The 16959-nt window shown below is 71.7% G+C and carries 10 protein-coding genes; 8 read left to right on the forward strand and 2 right to left on the reverse strand.

Annotated elements, in window-relative coordinates:
- Positions 1-277 precede the first annotated feature (277 nt).
- Genes ACFWX1_RS08125 through ACFWX1_RS08160 form a run of 8 tightly spaced genes read left to right on the forward strand, consistent with a single transcriptional unit; the run spans position 278 to position 15484 of the window.
- The gene (locus ACFWX1_RS08125; protein WP_378385092.1) at positions 278-1393 is read left to right on the forward strand and encodes a ferredoxin reductase; all 1116 of its coding nucleotides are present in this window, start codon (positions 278-280) and stop codon (positions 1391-1393) included.
- A 24-nt stretch (positions 1394-1417) separates the two neighbouring features.
- On the forward strand, positions 1418-2560 hold the full coding sequence (locus ACFWX1_RS08130; RefSeq protein WP_378385093.1) for a fatty acid desaturase family protein: 1143 nt from the start codon (positions 1418-1420) through the stop codon (positions 2558-2560).
- Positions 2560-3843, forward strand: coding sequence for an MFS transporter (locus ACFWX1_RS08135; protein ID WP_378385095.1), 1284 nt, complete (start codon positions 2560-2562; stop codon positions 3841-3843). Before ACFWX1_RS08130 ends, ACFWX1_RS08135 begins: the two co-directional genes overlap by 1 nt.
- Positions 3840-10184, forward strand: a complete 6345-nt coding sequence (locus ACFWX1_RS08140) for an SDR family NAD(P)-dependent oxidoreductase (RefSeq protein WP_378385097.1) — start codon at positions 3840-3842, stop codon at positions 10182-10184. The genes ACFWX1_RS08135 and ACFWX1_RS08140 overlap by 4 nt, the downstream gene beginning before the upstream one ends.
- Positions 10181-11188: an alpha/beta hydrolase gene (locus ACFWX1_RS08145; protein WP_378385099.1), complete on the forward strand. Its 1008-nt coding sequence runs from the start codon at positions 10181-10183 to the stop codon at positions 11186-11188. Before ACFWX1_RS08140 ends, ACFWX1_RS08145 begins: the two co-directional genes overlap by 4 nt.
- 9 nt (positions 11189-11197) lie before the next feature.
- Positions 11198-12979 (forward strand): fatty acyl-AMP ligase, encoded by a 1782-nt coding sequence (locus tag ACFWX1_RS08150; RefSeq protein WP_378385101.1) that lies wholly within the window; start codon positions 11198-11200, stop codon positions 12977-12979.
- A 1-nt stretch (position 12980) separates the two neighbouring features.
- The gene (locus ACFWX1_RS08155) at positions 12981-14495 is read left to right on the forward strand and encodes an ArnT family glycosyltransferase (RefSeq protein WP_378385103.1); all 1515 of its coding nucleotides are present in this window, start codon (positions 12981-12983) and stop codon (positions 14493-14495) included.
- Positions 14492-15484: an alpha/beta hydrolase gene (locus ACFWX1_RS08160; RefSeq protein ID WP_378385105.1), complete on the forward strand. Its 993-nt coding sequence runs from the start codon at positions 14492-14494 to the stop codon at positions 15482-15484. Before ACFWX1_RS08155 ends, ACFWX1_RS08160 begins: the two co-directional genes overlap by 4 nt.
- Before the next feature lie 104 nt (positions 15485-15588).
- Here ACFWX1_RS08160 and ACFWX1_RS08165 read toward each other — a convergent pair whose 3' ends face one another.
- Both ACFWX1_RS08165 and ACFWX1_RS08170 read right to left on the reverse strand, forming a co-directional pair.
- Positions 15589-16212, reverse strand: a complete 624-nt coding sequence (locus tag ACFWX1_RS08165) for a TetR/AcrR family transcriptional regulator (protein ID WP_378385107.1) — start codon at positions 16210-16212, stop codon at positions 15589-15591.
- A 300-nt stretch (positions 16213-16512) separates the two neighbouring features.
- Positions 16513-16839 (reverse strand): Lrp/AsnC ligand binding domain-containing protein, encoded by a 327-nt coding sequence (locus ACFWX1_RS08170; protein ID WP_378385109.1) that lies wholly within the window; start codon positions 16837-16839, stop codon positions 16513-16515.
- Positions 16840-16959 lie beyond the last annotated feature (120 nt).

Consider the following 16959-nt stretch of genomic DNA (forward strand, 5'->3'; position numbering starts at 1 on the left):
CGCGGAGTGATCCGACGCCGGTTGCCGTCTGCCACAAGAGGTTCCCGGCCCACATCGAGGTCGGGTGCCGGTGGTCCAGACCGTCCTCAGGTGATTAATACCCGGCGCCGCGTACGTCGGCAGGTGACAAATTCGCCATTTCCTCAGGTGTGCCGGGGCGTTGCACGGCAAATGCGCATTGACAGTGCTATTTCGCTACTCCATCCTGCTTTCGGGGGATCTGCCGGGAAGTGAGTGTGATCATGTTCGGACGTGGTCGTGCGGTCCGGGGTACGGCATGGCGGTGACGCCGGCCTTCGGCCGCGCCGGGTGGCGGTACGTGCGCCGGATGCTCGGCTCCGGGGTGGTCACCGCGCTCGCCGGGCCGCACGGCGTTGACCGGTATCTCGGCCTTGTCAGTCCACTGTGGTCGGTCGGGGAGGTGCGGGCGGTGGTGGTCGGCGTAGCGCACCGCACCGCTCGGAGTGTCACGCTTTCGTTGCGCCCCAACGGGAACTGGGAGGGAGCCCGGCCGGGGCAGTTTGTGCGGCTGGCCGTGGAGATCGACGGCGTCCGGCGGACCAGGTGTTTCTCGGTGGCCGGTACCGGACGCGCGGACGGGACGATCGAGATCACCGCGAAGGTGAATCCGGCCGGTACGGTGTCGCGGTATCTCAAGGAACACGCGCGGCGCGGGCTCGTTGTCGTGCTGTCGCAGGCGGAAGGCGAGTTCGTGCTCCCGCCCGCGGTGCCCGGCCACGTCCTGCTGATCAGCGGCGGCAGCGGGATCACCCCGGTGATGTCGCTGCTGCGCGGCCTCCTCGCGCAGGGATACCACGGCCGGATCACCTTCCTGCACTACGCCTTCGCCCCGGGCGACGTGATCTACCGCGACGAACTCGCCGCGCTGGACGAGGCGAATCCCCGGCTCACCCTGGCGTATTCGTACACCGGGCTGCCCGGTGCCGGACGGCTGGACGGGCGGTTCCGCCGTGAGCACCTGGCCGTCGCGCCGGGATACGCCGACGCGCTGACCTACGTCTGCGGTCCCGCCTCGCTGATGGACGCGGCCGGCGCGCTGTGGGCCGCCGACGGCATCGCGGACCGGTTGCTGATCGAGCGGTTCACCCTGGCCCTCCCGGTGCCGGGTTCGACACCGGGCACGGGCGAGGTGCGGTTCGCCCGCAGTGGCCGCACGGTCCGCGACGACGGACGGACGCTGCTGGAGCAGGCCGAGGCGGCGGGCCTGCGCCCGGAGCACGGCTGCCGGATGGGGGTCTGTCATTCCTGCACGACGGTCCAGTCCGCCGGTGCGGTCCGGCACGTCCTGACCGGAGCGGTCAGCGCGGAGCCCGGCCAGCGGGTGCAGTTGTGTGTCACGGCGCCGTGCGGCGACGTCGAGCTGGACCTGTAGAGCGAACCGGAAAGGAGTGGGTCAATGGCGACCCCGGCCCGAGTCCCCCGACTCACCCCGGAGCAACTGGACGCGCTGGGCGCCGAACTCGACGCGTTGCGCCGCGAGCTGGTCGAGGACCTCGGCGAGCGGGATGCGGCCTATCTTCGCCGCGTCGTGCGGCTGCAGCAGCGATTCGAGGTCGCGGGCCGGGCGCTGCTGTGGGCCGGGTGGTTCCCGCCGGCGTGGCTCGCGGGCACGGCGGCGCTGTCGATCTCGAAGATCCTCGACAACATGGAGATCGGCCACAACGTCCTGCACGGCCAGTACGACTGGATGGGCGATCCCGCGCTGAACTCGAAGAGGTTCGAGTGGGACACCGTCTGCCCGGCCGAACAGTGGCGGCACACGCACAACTACGTCCACCACACCTTCACGAACATCCTCGGCAAGGACCGGGACATCGGGTACGGGCTGCTGCGGATGGCCGACGCGCAGCGGTGGCGCCCGTACTACCTCGGCAATCCGGTGTACGCGTTCGTGCTGATGCTGGGCTTCGAATGGGGCGTGATGCTGCACGACCTCGAGTTCGACCGGGTCCTGTCCGGGCGCCGGAGCTGGGCGGAGACACGGGGGCTGCGCCGCCGGATGTGGGAAAAAGGCGTCAAGCAGGCCGTGAAGGACTACGTGCTGTTCCCGCTGCTGAGCGGCCCCGGTGCGCTGGCGACGCTGACCGGGAACGCCACGGCGAACCTGGTGCGCAACCTGTGGGCGTTCAGCATCATCTTCTGCGGCCATTTCCCGGACGGTGTCGCGGATTTCACCGAGGAGGAGTGCGAGAACGAGAGCCGGGGACACTGGTACTACCGGCAGATGCTCGGCTCGGCGAACATCGACGGCGGGAAGCTGTTCCACCTGCTGACCGGGAACCTGAGCTTCCAGATCGAACACCACCTCTTCCCGGACGTCCCGGCCCGGCGGTATCAGGAGATCGCCCCGCGGATCAGGCAGCTGTGCGAGCGCTACGGCCTGAACTACACGACCGGGCCGCTCGGGAGGCAGGTCGGGCAGGTGTGGAAGAAGATCTTCCGCCTCGCGCTGCCGCCCCGGAACCCCATCTCGTCGCAGGACCAAGACAAGCCCGACCTGCGGCTGGTGCCTGACGCGCCTGAGGCGGCGGCGGGCTGATGAGCACCCTCCGCGTCGCCGTGGCCCGGGAATCCGGCACCACGGCCATCCTGACGATCGTCGCGCTCGTGGCGTTCGTCGCGACTCTGGATAACACGATCGTGGCCGCGGCCGCGCCGTCGATGGGCCGGGAGCTGGGCCTCGGCGTGACAGCGCTCGAATGGGCGGGGATCGCGTACATGCTGCCGTACGCGGTGCTGATGCTGCCCGCGGGCGTGGTGATCGACAGGCTGGGCAGGCGCCGGGTTCTGCTGGCCGGATGCGGATTGTTCACCGCGGGCGCGCTGCTCGGCGGAGCGGCGTGGTCGGCGGAGGTCCTCTTCGTGGCACGCGGGGCCCAGGGCGCCGCGGCGGCGTTCGTGGTGCCGGGCACGCTCAGCCTGATCCGGACGTCGTTGCCCGCGGACCGGCGCGGGCTCGCGGTGGCGGTCTGGACGGCGGCATTGGCCGCGGCGCTCGCGCTCGGGCCGTGGCTCGGCGGTGCCCTCGCCGAGTACCTGCACTGGAGCTGGATCTTCCTCGGCACCGTGCCGCTCCTCGCCGCGGTGACGGTGCTGGTCGCTCGCGCGGTACGGCTCGAGCCGATCCGGCGCGGTACCCGAGGACGCCGTGGCGTCGCGAGGTCGTTGCTGACCAATCGCGTCTTCGCCGGGGCGAACGTCCTAGTGGTGTTGTGGGGACTCGGAATCAGCGGGATCGCGTTCTTCACCCCGTTGCTGCACCAGGAATTCCTCGGACTGGGCCCGGCGGCCGCCGGGCTGCCGCTGGTTCTCGTGGCCGCCGCGGTGATCTGCGCGACGCCGCTCGTCGCCCCGGTTTCCCGGACACTCGGGGCGCCGCGTGCGGTGTGCCTCGGCCTGCTCGTGGTGGCGCTCGGCCTGGTGGCGCTGGCGGTGGCCGGCGACCACCGCGCGCTCGCGCCCCGGCTGGCCGGGCTGTTCCTGATCGGCGCGGGTTCGGCGTTCACCGCCCCGATCACCGCGCACGGCTTGGACGCGGTCGCCGAGGAGGATTCCGGTACCGCGTCGGGCGTGCTGATGTCGTCCCGGGAACTCGCCAGTGCACTCGGTGTCGCGGTGATCGGGTCCGTGCTTTCCACCGTCCGGACCGGTGAACTCGCCGCCGGAGCGGAACCCGGGTCCGCGCTCGCGGCAGGCTACACGGCCGGTCTTCTCCTCGCGGCCGTGCTTCAGGCGGGCGCGGCCGGTCTCGCGCTCGTGGTGCTCCGAGAGCGCCGGGAAAACGTCGCGACAACGTTGTCGCAGGAAGGTGAGGGCGCATGACCAGCGTTTCGGGAGGCCCCGGCAGAATCGCGCCCGAGGACGAGCCGCAGTGGCGGAGCTGGCTCGCCGGGCGGCTGGGCGGTTTGCTGGACCGCCCCGTCGCCGAGCACGAGTTCGACCGCCCGCTGCACGAGTTCGGGGTGTCCTCCCGGGACGCGACGACGCTGGCGGCCGAGGCGGGCGAGCTGCTCGGCCACGACCTGCCGAGCACCCTGGTCTGGACGGCCCCGACCATCGCGGAACTCGCCCGCGTCCTCGCGGCGGGCCCCGAGGCCGTCGGTGTCGCGGAGGGAGACATCCGGCCGGACGAGCCGGTCGCGGTCGTGGGGGTCGCCTGCCGGTTCCCCGGGGCGTCCGGCCCCGGCGAGTTCTGGTCGCTGCTGACCGAGGGCAAGGAAGCCATCGGTGACGTCCCGGCCGGACGGTGGGAGCAGTTCGAGCCCGACGTCGCCGCGCACGAACTGCCACGGCGCGGGGGTTTCCTCGACGACGTCGCCGGATTCGACGCGGAGTTCTTCGGGATCAGCCCGCACGAGGCCGAGATGATGGACCCGCAGCAGCGGCTGCTGCTGGAACTCACCCGGGAGGCGCTCGCCGACGCGGGCATTCCCGCGGAATCGTTGCGGGGGACGGACTGCGGGGTGTTCGCCGGGCTGTCGGCCACGGAGTACGGCCGGCTCACGATGACCGATCTCGATCGCGTCGACGCCTGGTCCGGTACCGGGGCCGCGGCCTCGATCGCCGCCAACCGGGTGTCCTACGCGCTGGGCGTGCACGGCCCCAGCATCACCGTCGACACCGCGTGCTCGTCCTCGCTGGTCGCCGTGCACCTGGCCGTGCGCGCGCTGGCCGAAGGCGAAGCGTCCGCCGCCATCGTCGGCGGCGTCAACCTCCTGCTTTCGCCGGGAATCACGGCGAACTTCCAGCGGGCGGGAGCGCTGGCCGCGGACGGGCGGTGCAAACCGTTCGACGCCGCCGCGGACGGGATCGTGCGTGGCGAGGGCTGCGGTGTCGTGGTGCTCAAGCGGCTCGGCGACGCGCAGCGCGCGGGCGACCGGATCCTGGCCGTGATCCGGGGTAGCGCGGTCAACTCCGACGGCCGGTCCAATGGCATCACGGCTCCGAATCCCGTTGCCCAGCAACGGCTTCTGGCCAGGGCGTACGCGAAGGCCGGGGTGTCCGCGCGCACGGTGGACTACGTCGAGGCGCACGGGACCGGGACGCTGCTCGGCGATCCGATCGAGGCCGGGGCGCTCGCGGCGGTGCTGGGCGCGGCCTCGGGGAGGCCACCGGAACGGCCGCTGCTGCTCGGCTCGGTGAAGAGCAACTTCGGGCATCTGGAGGGCGCGGCGGGCATCGCCGGGCTCATCAAGGTGGTACTGGGCCTGCGGCATGCGCTGATCCCGCGCAGCCTGAACTTCACCACGCCCAACCCGCACATCGACTTCGCGGCCGGGCGGCTGGACGTCGTCACGGAGAACACCGAATGGCCGCGTTATCCCGGTGTCGCGCGGGCGGGGGTGTCGTCGTTCGGCTTCGGCGGCACCAACGCCCACGTCGTGCTGGAGGAGTGGCCGGACACCCGCTATGGCGGACGTGCCCCGACTGCGCGCCCGGAGATCGTCGCGCTGTCGGCGCGCTCGGAGACTCGCTTGCGGGCCCGCGCGCACGCGCTGGCCGAAGGACTCGGCGAAAGCCTCGGCGTCGCCGAGGTCGCGGCCGCGCTGGCACACAGCCAGGATCCGGCGCCGGTGCGGGCGGCGATCACCGCCCGCGACTCCCACGAGCTGAGGGAACGGTTGCGCGGCCTCGCTTCCGGGCGGTTGCCGGTGACGACCGGGGACACCGGGGCCGGTCCGGTGTTCGTGTTCTCCGGCTACGGCTCCCAATGGCCGGAAATGGGCAGGCGCCTGCTGGCCGAGGAACCCGCGTTCGCCGCTGCGGTGTCCGATTTGGACACTGTGTTCGCCGAGATCGCGGACGTCGCGTTGTCCTCGATCCTCGAGGGGACGGCGGACGCGTTGTCGGCCCGGCAGCTGGCGTTGTTCGGGATGCAGGTCGCGCTCGCGGAGCTGTGGCGTTCCTATGGCGTACGGCCCGCGGCGGTCGTCGGGCACTCGATGGGCGAGGTCGCGGCGGCGGTCGCCGTCGGCGCGTTGAACCCGCGGGACGGGCTTCGGGTGATGATCAGCCGTGCCGCGCTGCTCGGCGAGCTCGACGCCTCCGGTACTGGGGCGATGGCGGTGGTGGACCTCGCGCCGGAGGAACTGCGCGGCCTCGGCGATCGGGTCCCCGACGTGACCGTCGCGGTGTTCGCGTCGCCGGGGCAGTGCACGGTCAGCGGACCGCCGGACCAGGTGGCGGCGCTGGCCGAGTACGTCGGGGAGCGCGGAGGCCTCGCTCGCATCCTTCCCGTTGGTGGGGCGGGACATTCGGCCGCCGTCGACCCGTTGCTCGGCCGCTTCCGGGACGCGCTGGGCACCCTGGACTCCGGCGAGGCCACCATCGTCTGGTACTCCAGCGTGCTGGACGATCCCCGGGAGACCCCGGCGTTCGACACCGGTTACTGGGCCGCGAACCTGCGCCGTCCGGTGCGGTTCACCCAGGCGCTCGCCGCGGCCGTGGCCGACGGGCACCGCGTGTTCGTCGAGATCTCGCCGCATCCGATCACCGGTGTCGCGGTGGAGCAGACCGCAGCACCCGGCCGCGTCGCCGTGATCCCCAGCCTGCGCCGCGATCCGGAGGGCACGTCCGACGGCTTCGCCGCCGCGCTCGCCGCGCTCCACGTCCACGGTCACCCCGAGGTGCTGCGGCGCCGGTATCCGGACCGGGCCGTGGTCGATCTGCCACCTCCGGTGTGGGAGCACCGGCCGTACTGGCCGTCTTCCGCCGCCGCTTCCGTCCATTCCGGACACCCGTTCCTCGGCGAGCGGGCCGAGGTCCCGGGGGAGGCGCGCTGGCTGTGGCACGGCGACGTCGGCACCGTCGCGCATCCGTGGCTCGCGGATCACACCGCGCACGGCGTCCCGATCCTGTCCGCCGCCGGTTTTCTGGAACTGCTGCTCACCGCGGCAAAGGAAGTATTACCGCGGAAGGAAAACGCGGAACTGCGCGACGTCGTTCTACACCGGATCCTGCCGCTGGCCGAACACACCGCGGTGTGTGTTTCGGCCGAGCGCGCGGCGGGGGACGGGGTACGGCTGTCCGTGCTGGCCCGGTGCGGCGGGGAATGGGTCGCCCACGCGGAAGCCACGGCGATGGCTGCCAGGGTTCAATTGTCCGAAGTGGACTCAAGTGCTGCGTTCAGCGATGTCGCGCAGCCAAGCGGCGCCGCGCACACGCGCTTCACCCTGCACCCGGCGCTCGGCGACTCGTGCCTGCGGCTGCTGGCTTCCGCGGCGGGCGACCCGGGCGAAGGGGCCTGGTTGCCGGTGCGGTTCGGCCGGGTTCGCCTGGCGGGCGCTGCCCGGCGCGCCACCCGCGCGGCCGCGTCGGCGGGCAGCGCGTGGCTGCTCGGCCCGGACGGCGGAGTGCTGGCCGAATTCGCGGACGTCACCCTGGACAGCGTGGGCCGCGCCGACCTGCCGTTCACGCCGGAAAGGCTGGCGTATCAGGCGGAATGGCGTCCCGGTGAGCTGCCAGACGCGACCGGCCGCCGTCGCGCCTGGATCTTGGTGCACGACGACAAGGACCGGGCCGCTGCGATTGCCGCGCGGTTGGCCGAACGGGGACACGAACCGGTGTCGATCCCGCTGAGCCGTCGCGGCGGACTCGCGAAGCTCGTCGCGGAGCACGAGGACGTCGGCGGTGTCGTGATCCTCGCCGGGGAGTCTCCGGCCGAACCCCGCGAGGCCAGGGAACTGGTGCTGGCCGTGGCCGGCGTCGTGCGCGAACTGACCGGGCTCGACGGCGCGGCCCCCCGGCTGTGGCTGGCGACGCGGCAGGCCGCTGTGGTGCGGGAAGGGGAACAGGGACGGCCCGGCGAGGCCGCGGTGCGCGGGCTGGCCCGGGTGCTGGCCTACGAACATCCCGAGCTGCGGGCGAGCTGGGTCGACGTCGATGCCGACGAGGCACTCGTGCGCGAACTCCCGGCGGACGCGCCCGACGACGAATGCGCGTGGCGCGACGGCCGCCGTTACACGCGTGCACTGACCCGAGCGGCACTCACGGCGTCCGAAGAACCGCTCCCGGTCGTCCGGGACGGCGCCTACGTGATCACCGGTGGTCTCGGTGGGCTGGGTCTCCTCACGGCCCGCTGGCTCGCCGGACGCGGTGCCACCCGGATCGTCCTTTTAGGACGTAAGCGGCCGACGTCCGCGACGGAGGAGGCGATCGGCGAGATTCGTGACTCCGGCACCGAAGTCGTGGTGCTGTCAGGGGACGTTGCCGATCCCGGCGTGGCGGAAGGGCTGGTCGAGCGAGCCACCGCGGACGGCGTCCCGCTGCGAGGCGTCCTGCACGCCGCCGGGGTCCTGGCGGACGGCGCGGTGCTCGCGCTGGAACCGGCGGATCTGGCCGCCGTGTGGCGGGCGAAAACCGAGGGGGCTCTCCGGCTGCACGAGGCGTGCGCGGGCCGGGAACTCGACTGGTGGCTGGCGTATTCCTCGGCGGCCGCCCTGTTCGGGTCGCCCGGTCAAGCCGCCTACGCGACCGCGAACGCGTGGCTCGACGCGTTCGTCGCCTGGCGGCGCGCGCAAGGGCTGCCGGGAGCCACGATCCAGTGGGGCGCCTGGGGCGAGGTCGGCGGCGCCGCCGGACGGGACAATCCGATCCTCGCGCCGATGCCGCCCGGCGAAGGACTCGCGGCGTTGTCGGCCGTGCTCGCGTCCGGGCGCGGCGAAACGGCGATCACGCGGATGGACGCGGGGACGGTCCTCGACCTCTTCCCCCGGCTTGCCGAGCGGCCGGTCTTCGCGGCGCTGGCCGGGCGGAAGCCCGCCGCCGAGTCCGGAATGGACACCGGCGCCCTGCGCGCGCTCGCCGCCGAGGACCCGGAGCGGGCGAGGAGCGTCGTCCGCGAGCATCTGCTGTCGGTGGTGGCCGAGATGATGTGGCGGGACGCCGAACTGCTGGACCCGCACGCCTCGCTGACGTCACTCGGGCTCGACTCGCTGCTGGCGATGCGGGCCCGTGCCGCGGTCGAACGGGATTTCGGCACTTCGCTTCCGCTTCCGCTTCTGCTCCGGGGTGCCAGCCTGGCCGAACTGGCCGATCACCTTGTCGACCGTTTGCAGCCCAACGGCCTGGAGCCTCGTGCCGCGGCGAAAGGGCCCGGGACCCGTGACCTCGCCGAGCGGTGGGTCGCCTTGCTGTGGCGGCGGGTGCTGGGCGACCGTGCAGACGGTGTCGCCGTGAACGTGCCGTTCGCGGAGATCGACAAGGACGACGAAGCGGCCGATCGGCTACGCGACATGGTTTCCGCGGAGCTGGGCCGCGAAGTCACCGCCGAGGAACTGTTCGCCGAACCCACCATCGCCGGAATGGCGAACGTCGTCCGGGCGGATCTGGAGGGACACGGCGAGGGACCGGTGCGGCTCCTCGGCGGTGACGGGAGCGGACCGGCGCTGTTCCTGTTCCACGCCGCGGGCAGCCCGACCGCGGCGTACCGGCCGCTGGTCCGGTTGCTGCGCGCGGACGTGACCGTCTACGGCATGGAACGGATCGACGAGCTGGATTCCGTGGAGGCCAAGGCCGCCCGGTACGCCGAGCTGATCCGCCGGCGGCAGCCCGTGGGGCCGTACCGGCTGGGCGGGTGGTCCTTCGGCGGGCTGCTCGCCTTCGAGACGGCCCGCCGGCTCACCGCCGAGGGCGACGAGGTGGACCTGCTCTTCCTGATCGACACGATCATCCCGCTGCCCGCGGCGGAGGGGTCCCAGGACGAGGTGCTGCGGACCCGGCTGCGGCGGTTCATCGACTACATCGAGCAGACCTACCAGGTCGGCCTCGGGCTACCGGAGGACGAACTGGCCGGGCTGGCCGAGGCCGAGCGCAACGAGCTGGTGCTGCGACGGCTGCGCGAGCGGGTGGCGGCCATGGGGACGGCGGTGCTCGAGCACCAGCAGACGTCCTATGTGGACGCTCGAATCGCCGAGAGCTACACGCCCGCCGAGTACCGCGGGCCGGTTCTGCTGTTCCGTGCCAAGGACCCGCATCCGCTGACCACCACGCTCGACCCGCGTTACCTGCGTGCCGACGACGCGCTCGGCTGGGACGAGTTCTGCCCCCGTCTGGAGATCGTGCGGGTGCACGGCGACCACATCACGGTCATCGACCCGCCGCACGTCGCGGTGATCGCGGACCGCGTGTCCGCGGCGCTGCCGAATCGAGGAGAAGAGAAATGAACAGCCGGTTCCGACAGTGTCGTCGTCTACCGATCAGGGCCCTCGTCATGGCGTTGCTGGCCGGCGCGCTGATACCGGTCGCCGGGGCGAGCGCCGCACCCGCGGCCGTGGCCGACGACGGCGCGAAAGTGGTCAAGGAGACCCAGATCGACGCGCGCACGCTGGACATCGAGATCTCCTCGCCCGCGCTCGGAACCACCGGGCTGGTGCGGCTCCTCACGCCGCAAGGGTGGTCGAAAGGCGACGGCAGGGCGTGGCCGACGCTGTACTTGCTGCACGGCTGCTGTGAGGCCGCGGACTACCAGTCCTGGACGAAGTTCACCGACGTCGGGCAGTTCATGGCCGACAAGCCGGCGCTGGTCGTGCTGCCGACCGCCGGGAAGATCGGGATGTACAGCGACTGGTGGAACTACGGCCTGTTCGGCAGCCCGCGCTGGGAGAAGTTCCACATGACCGAGGTCAGGCAGATCGTGGAACGCGGTTACGGCGCCGGTGACCGGCGTGCGATCGCGGGGCTTTCGATGGGTGCCTACGGTGCCATGGAATACGCGACCCGCTATCCGGGGATGTTCGGCGCCGCGGCCGCCTACAGCGGCGCGATCGACGTCCTGGCACCGGGAATCCCCGAGGTCACGCAGCTGAACATGATCGCGCAGGGCTTCCCGGTCTGGGGCGTGCTGTGGGGCGATCCGTGGTCGCAGCGGGCACGGTGGGAGGACCACGATCCGGCGTTCAAAGTGGACAGACTGCGCGGGGTCAAGCTCTACATCTCCTGTGGCAACGGGCAGACGGGCCCGCTGGACGGGCCTTCGTCGCCGCCGCAGGTCGGCGCGTTGCTGGAGAGCAACGCGCTGTCGAACACCCAGGGTTTCGTCGACAAGCTGAAGCAGCAGAACGTCCCGGCGACCGTCGACTTCTACGGCGCGGGCACGCATTCGTGGCCGTATTGGCAGTTCGCCTTCCACCGGTCGTGGCCGGTGCTGGCGAGTGGCATGGGGATCTAGGAGAACCTGATGACAACGACCTCCGAACCCGCACGACGCGAAATGGGACTGCCGGATCCCGGCCACCCCACGCTTTCCGCGGCGCTCGACCACTGGGCGGAGACCCGGGGCACCGAGTGCGCGGTGACCTTTGTGGACTATCGCGACGAGCCGGACGGCGTGGCGACGTCGCTGACCTGGCGCGAGCTGAATTCCCGGGTGGACGGTGTGGCCGCGTGGTGCCAGCGGCGCGCCGGCCTCGGCGACCGCGTCGCGGTACTGATCGACCAGTCGATCGACTACGTCGTCGCCTTCCTCGGCGCGCTGCGTGCCGGGCTGGTCGCCGTCCCGTTGTTCGAGCCGTCCCCGTTGCCAGGGCACGCGGAACGGCTGGCCGGGGTACTCGCGGACTGCGCGCCGTCGCTGGTGCTGACCACCCGGCGGCACACCGACGCGGTCGACGCCTTCCTCGTCGAGCGCGGGCTTTCCGGGCCGCAGATCATCGCGGTCGACGTCCTGCCGCCGAGGGCGGCCGAGGACTACGAACACGTCCTGCTGCGCCCGGACGACCTCGCGTATCTCCAGTACACCTCTGGCTCGACCCGGGCACCCGCCGGGGTGATGATCACCCACGCGAACGTGGTCGCGAACGCCCGCCAAGGGGTGCGCTCCTACGAATGCGAGCCGGGGCGGACGACGTCGGTGTGCTGGCTGCCGCTGTTCCACGACATGGGGCTCGTCGTCGGGCTGGCCACCCCGGTCTACGGCGGTTTCCCCGCGACGCTGATGGATCCGCTCGCGTTTCTCGCCCGGCCGCAGCGCTGGCTCGAACAGCTGGCGGCGACGCCGGGGCCCGCGGTCACCGCCGCGCCCAACTTCGCCTACGGCTACACCGCTTCCCGGACCACGGAGGAGGAGAAGGCGCGGCTGTGGCTGAGCCACGTCGTCTCGCTCGGCGACGGCAGCGAACCGGTCCTTCCGTCCACATTGGACGTCTTCTACACGAAGTTCGCCGAATGCGGTCTCGAACCGTCGATGCACCGGCACACCTACGGCCTGGCCGAAGCCGTCGTGATGGTCTCCGTCTCCCCGGCGGGGTCGCCGCCCCGGCGGGTGAGCTTCGAACGGGTCGCGCTCGCCGCAGGCAAGGCCGTCGTCGTGGAGCCGGGCAGTGGTTCGGCGACGACGCTGGTCTCCGCCGGACGGCCCGTCGAGCAGGAGATCCGGATCGCCGATCCGCGGACCGGAACGGCGCTGGCCGACGGGCAGGTCGGCGAGATATGGGCGAGCGGGCCGAATGTGGGACAGGGTTACTGGGGCAGGGAGGACTCCGCGACGGTGTTCGACGCCGAACTGCTCGACGAGGACGGCCGCGTCGTCGCGCCGTGGCCGGGACGCGCCGGCTGGCTGCGCACCGGTGATCTCGGCGTGGTGGTCGACGGGGAGCTGTACATCACCGGCAGGCTCAAGGACCTGATCATCGTGGACGGCCGGAACCACTATCCGCAGGACGTCGAGCACAGCGTCGAACAGGCCCATCCCGCTGTCCGGCGGCACGCCGTCGCGGCGTTCTCGGTGCCCGGCGACTCCGGTGAGCAGGCCGTTGTCGTGGCGGAACGGGCCAAGCAGGTGAGCGCCGAAGAACTCGACCACGACGAGGCGGCGGCCGCGATCCGGGCGGTCGTCTCGCAGCGGCACGGGCTTGCCCTGCTGGACGTGCTGGTCATCGGACCCGGGGAACTGCCCCGGACCTCCAGCGGCAAGATCCAGCGTTCGGCCTGCCGGACCCGATACGCCGAGCAGAGTTTCTGACGTGGACGTCGCGTCCGAAGTAGCCGCGGCACCCGCGGCGGAGGTGCGGCCGTTCGCGCGCCTGTCCGTGTTCGGCGTCGCGGCGGCGGTCGGCGCGGTGCTGCTCGCGGTGAGCGGGAAGTTCGGTTACTTCGGTGACGAGCTGTACTTCCTGGCGTCGGCGAGACACCACCTCGCCTGGGGCTACGCCGACAATCCGTGGCTGCTGCCGGTGCTGGCCCGGCTGTCGGACGCCGTCCTGCCCGGGTCGGTCGTGGGGCTGCGTGTCCTGCCGATGCTGCTCACCGCCGCCGGGGTGGTGCTCGCGGCGCTGATCGCCAGGGAGTTCGGCGGCGGCACCCGGGCGCAGGTCATGACCGCCGCGGCGTACGCGCTTTCCTTCCAGTTACTGGCTTCCGGCCACGTCCTCGCGACGTCCACAGTGGACCCGTTCTGCTGGGTGCTGGTCAGCTGGCTGGTGGCCCGCTGGGTGCGGACCCGGTCGGACCGGCTGCTGCTGTACGCCGGATCGGTCACCGCGATCGCGATGCAGGGCAAGTTCCTGATCGTGTTCCTGTGGCTCGGGCTGATCGCCGGGGCGCTCATCGCCGGCCCGCGGACGTTGCCCCGCCGTCCCGCGCTGTGGGCGGGTGGCGTGCTGACCGTGCTGCTCACCGTGCCCACACTGGTCTGGCAGGCGCGGCACGGCTGGCCCTACCTGCTGATGAACGCCGTGGTCGCCGAGCAGAACGACCGGCTGCTCGGCGGCACGGTCGCGATGGTCCCCCTGTCCGTGCTGATGGCCGGGCTGCTCGTCGGCGCGTTCCTGTGCTGTCACGGGCTCGTGCAGTTGCTGCGGGCACCCGAACTGCGGGAGTTCCGGCTGTTCGGCTGGGCAGCCGTGCTGGTCACGCTGCTCTTCCTGGCCACCGCGAGCCGCTACTACTACGTCGCGGGGCTGTACGCGGTCCTGTTCGCCGCCTCCGCCGTCCGCCTCGAACGACGTCGTGCCGCACGCTGGTGGCGCTGGGTGCCGACCTGGCCGGTGTACGTGCTTTCCGTGCCCCTGGCGGTCTATCTCGCTCTGCCCGTGCGCCCGGCCACCGGGTTCACCGGCGTCCAGCTGGTCGATTTCGTCGGCAGCGGCAGCTACGGCTGGCCCCGGCTGGCGGACACCGCGGCCGACTCCTTCCGCCGGCTGCCTCCGGGCGATCGCGCTCACACGGTGGTGATGGGGGACAGTTACTGGCAGGCGAGCGCGCTGGCCGTCTACGGGCCCGAACGCGGACTGCCCGCGGCGTACGGGCCGGAACGCGGGTACTGGTACGCGGGCGCGCCGCCGGACGACACTCGCCAGGTGCTGTACGTCGGCGGTGACCGCGAATCGCTGAGCCGGTTCTTCGGGCAGGTGCGGCAGGTGGACACCGTGCGGCTCGACATCGACGCGCACGTCGCCAACCAGGGTGTCCCGGTGTGGTTGTGCGGCGCCCCCACGGATCCGTGGCCGCGGCTGTGGGACCGCATGCACCGGCCGTGACCAGCAGCCCCGACGACGAAAGGCACACCGTGTACGAATACCGCCCCGGTGGCAAGGGTTTCCGCGCCGCGGTCATCCGCTTCCTCTGCCGTGTCTTCGTGCGGACCACCTTGGCGTGGTGGCCGCTGCGTGGCCCGCTGGCCCGGCTGATGCCGCTGGTGGATCTCGCGCTCGGCCCGGTGCCCCGGCTCCGCGCGACCGAATGCGAACGGGTGGACGGCGGAACCTGGCGCGGCGAGTTCGTCAAACCCCGTGGCAGCGCGGAAACCGGCGGCGCGCTGCTCTATCTGCACGGCGGTGCGTTCGTCTTCTGCGGCCTGGCCACTCACCGGCGCATCGTCGAGCGGCTGGCGCTGCGTACCGGGCTGCCCGTGCTTTCGGTGCGGTACCGGCAACTCCCGCACGGCCGCCTCGACGCCTCGATCGCCGACGCCGTCGACGCGTTCGGCTGGCTCGTGCGCCGGGGCTTCGCGGGGGAGTCCATCGTGTGCGCCGGTGACTCCGCCGGCGGGCACCTCGCGTTCGCCGTGGCACTGCACACCATCGGCACCGGCCTCGCGAAGCCCGCAGCCGTCGTCGGGCTCTCGCCATGGCTCGACTTCGACAGCGAGGCCAAACGAACGCACGGCAACGCGCGCAAGGACGTGTTCATCCCGGCGAAACGGCTCGCCAGGGTGGCGCTGCTGTGTGCGGGCACCGACGGCGTCGTGGATCCGCTCCGGTCACCGGTGAACGGCGACATCGCGGCACTTCCCCCGGTGCTGATCCAGTGCGCGGAGGACGAGGTCCTGCGCTGTGACGCGGAACTGATGGCCCGGCGGCTCGCCGAGGCCGGCGTCCGGCACAAGCTCCAGGTGTGGCAAGGGCAGGTCCACGCGTTCCCGGTCCTCGGCGACGCCCTGCCGGAAAGCCGCGCCGCCCTCGACGAGATCGCGGACTTCGTCGCCGATGTCCTCGGCCACGGCACGTCCGGTGAGGACGCCGCCTGACCCCGCGGCTTTCGGGGTTCTCGGCCTGGATGTCCTTACCTCCCCCGGACATCCAGGCCAAGAACCCCACCCCCAGATTCAATGAAGCCTGCTGCGGGCGCTCGCTATGCCGTGCCCCACGCCAGTGCGTCCGGGGACAGCAGAGCGAACGCGCGGTCGGTGGCGCGTTCGACCTGCCCGGCGAGCCTGGCCCGGCGTACGCCGTCCAACAGCGCACGGCGATACACCGCCACGACGGACCGGTGAACGGCCATGAGCTGCGCGGCCAATAGCGGGCCCGCCGGATCGGCCACGTCGTCCCCTTCGCCGCTCAGCACCTCGGCCAAGGTGTCCTCCAGACGTTGGTACAAGGCATATTCGGCGGTTTGCAACGACTTGCTGGCCGCGATGGCGCGGAAGAACCGCACCGGCCAGTCACCGGCTTCGGGGTGCCGCAGGAAAGCCAGCACCTCCTCGTGCCAGTGCCGGAACGACGCGGCGGCACTCACCCCGGCGCCGCGTCCTCCCACCGTGCTGATCAGCCCGGCCACCAGGTCATCGGCCCGGTCGAAGAACAGTTCCTCCTTGGAGTCGAAATAGTTGAACACCGTCCCGACCGCCACGTCCGCCGCCGCGGCGATCTCGGCGACCGTCACCGACTCGAACCCGCGTTCGGCGAACAGGGCGGTAGCCGCGGCGCTGAGAGCCTGCCGCGTCTGCTGCTTCTTCCGCTCGCGTCGTCCGGTCACGTGAGTAGCGTAGCCGGAAAAATGAATGACTGCAAACTTAGAGGAATTCATGTTTTGGGTCCGACAGTGCGCGGCGGGTAGCCCATACGGTGCGTTCGGTGCGCACCGCGAGGTCGCCGCGGCGCAGGAGTGTCCGATGTGGACGATGAGCGCACGTTCGCCTTCGACGGTGAATCCGGCGGCGGTCAGTTCGGCGCCCTTCGAATATGTCCTTTGTGGATTGTGGTGCCGTGAAGGGGGCCTTGAGGGCGCTGAGTGCTGTGAAGGACCCCTTCAGGGCGTTCGGCGTGCTGGGGAGATTCACATCTGCGCGGCGGCCTGCTTGACGGTCTTGATCACGGGTGCCGTCTCGATGTGGGTGATGGCGGGCAGCGCGGACACCCGGGTGGTCAGGTACCGGTACAGCTCTCGCTGGTTCGCGCACACCACGCTCGCGTACAGGTTCGTCGGCCCGGTCGTGGCGGCGGCGAACGCGATCTCGGGATGCCCGGCCAGCGCGGCACCGGCCGCTTCCAGCTGCGCGGGGGCGATCGAGAGCCAGAGCTGGGTCCGGGGGCCGAGGCCGAACAACCGCCCGTCGACGTCGATGTCCAGATACAGCACCCCGCGTTCGCGCAGCTCGGCCATCCGGCGCCGGACCGTCGTGGGGGGGGGGCCGCCGCCCCCCGGGCCGGGGCGGCCCGCCCCCCCCCCCCGCGGCCGGGCCGGGGGGGGGGCCGGGGGGCGCGGAGCGCGACGCGCCCCCGC

Origin of the sequence: Amycolatopsis sp. NPDC059021 (assembly GCF_042739895.1) — a bacterium.
Taxonomy (GTDB): Bacteria; Actinomycetota; Actinomycetes; order Mycobacteriales; family Pseudonocardiaceae; genus Amycolatopsis.

Bases quoted from the DNA above. Each gene is read 5' to 3' on its own strand.
- ACFWX1_RS08125 (WP_378385092.1), top strand. From the start codon at position 278: ATGGCGGTGACGCCGGCCTTCGGCCGCGCCGGGTGGCGGTACGTGCGC.
- ACFWX1_RS08130 (WP_378385093.1), top strand. From the start codon at position 1,418: ATGGCGACCCCGGCCCGAGTCCCCCGACTCACCCCGGAGCAACTGGAC.
- ACFWX1_RS08135 (WP_378385095.1), top strand. From the start codon at position 2,560: ATGAGCACCCTCCGCGTCGCCGTGGCCCGGGAATCCGGCACCACGGCC.
- ACFWX1_RS08140 (WP_378385097.1), top strand. From the start codon at position 3,840: ATGACCAGCGTTTCGGGAGGCCCCGGCAGAATCGCGCCCGAGGACGAG.
- ACFWX1_RS08145 (WP_378385099.1), top strand. From the start codon at position 10,181: ATGAACAGCCGGTTCCGACAGTGTCGTCGTCTACCGATCAGGGCCCTC.
- ACFWX1_RS08150 (WP_378385101.1), top strand. From the start codon at position 11,198: ATGACAACGACCTCCGAACCCGCACGACGCGAAATGGGACTGCCGGAT.
- ACFWX1_RS08170 (WP_378385109.1), bottom strand. From the start codon at position 16,839: ATGGCCGAGCTGCGCGAACGCGGGGTGCTGTATCTGGACATCGACGTC.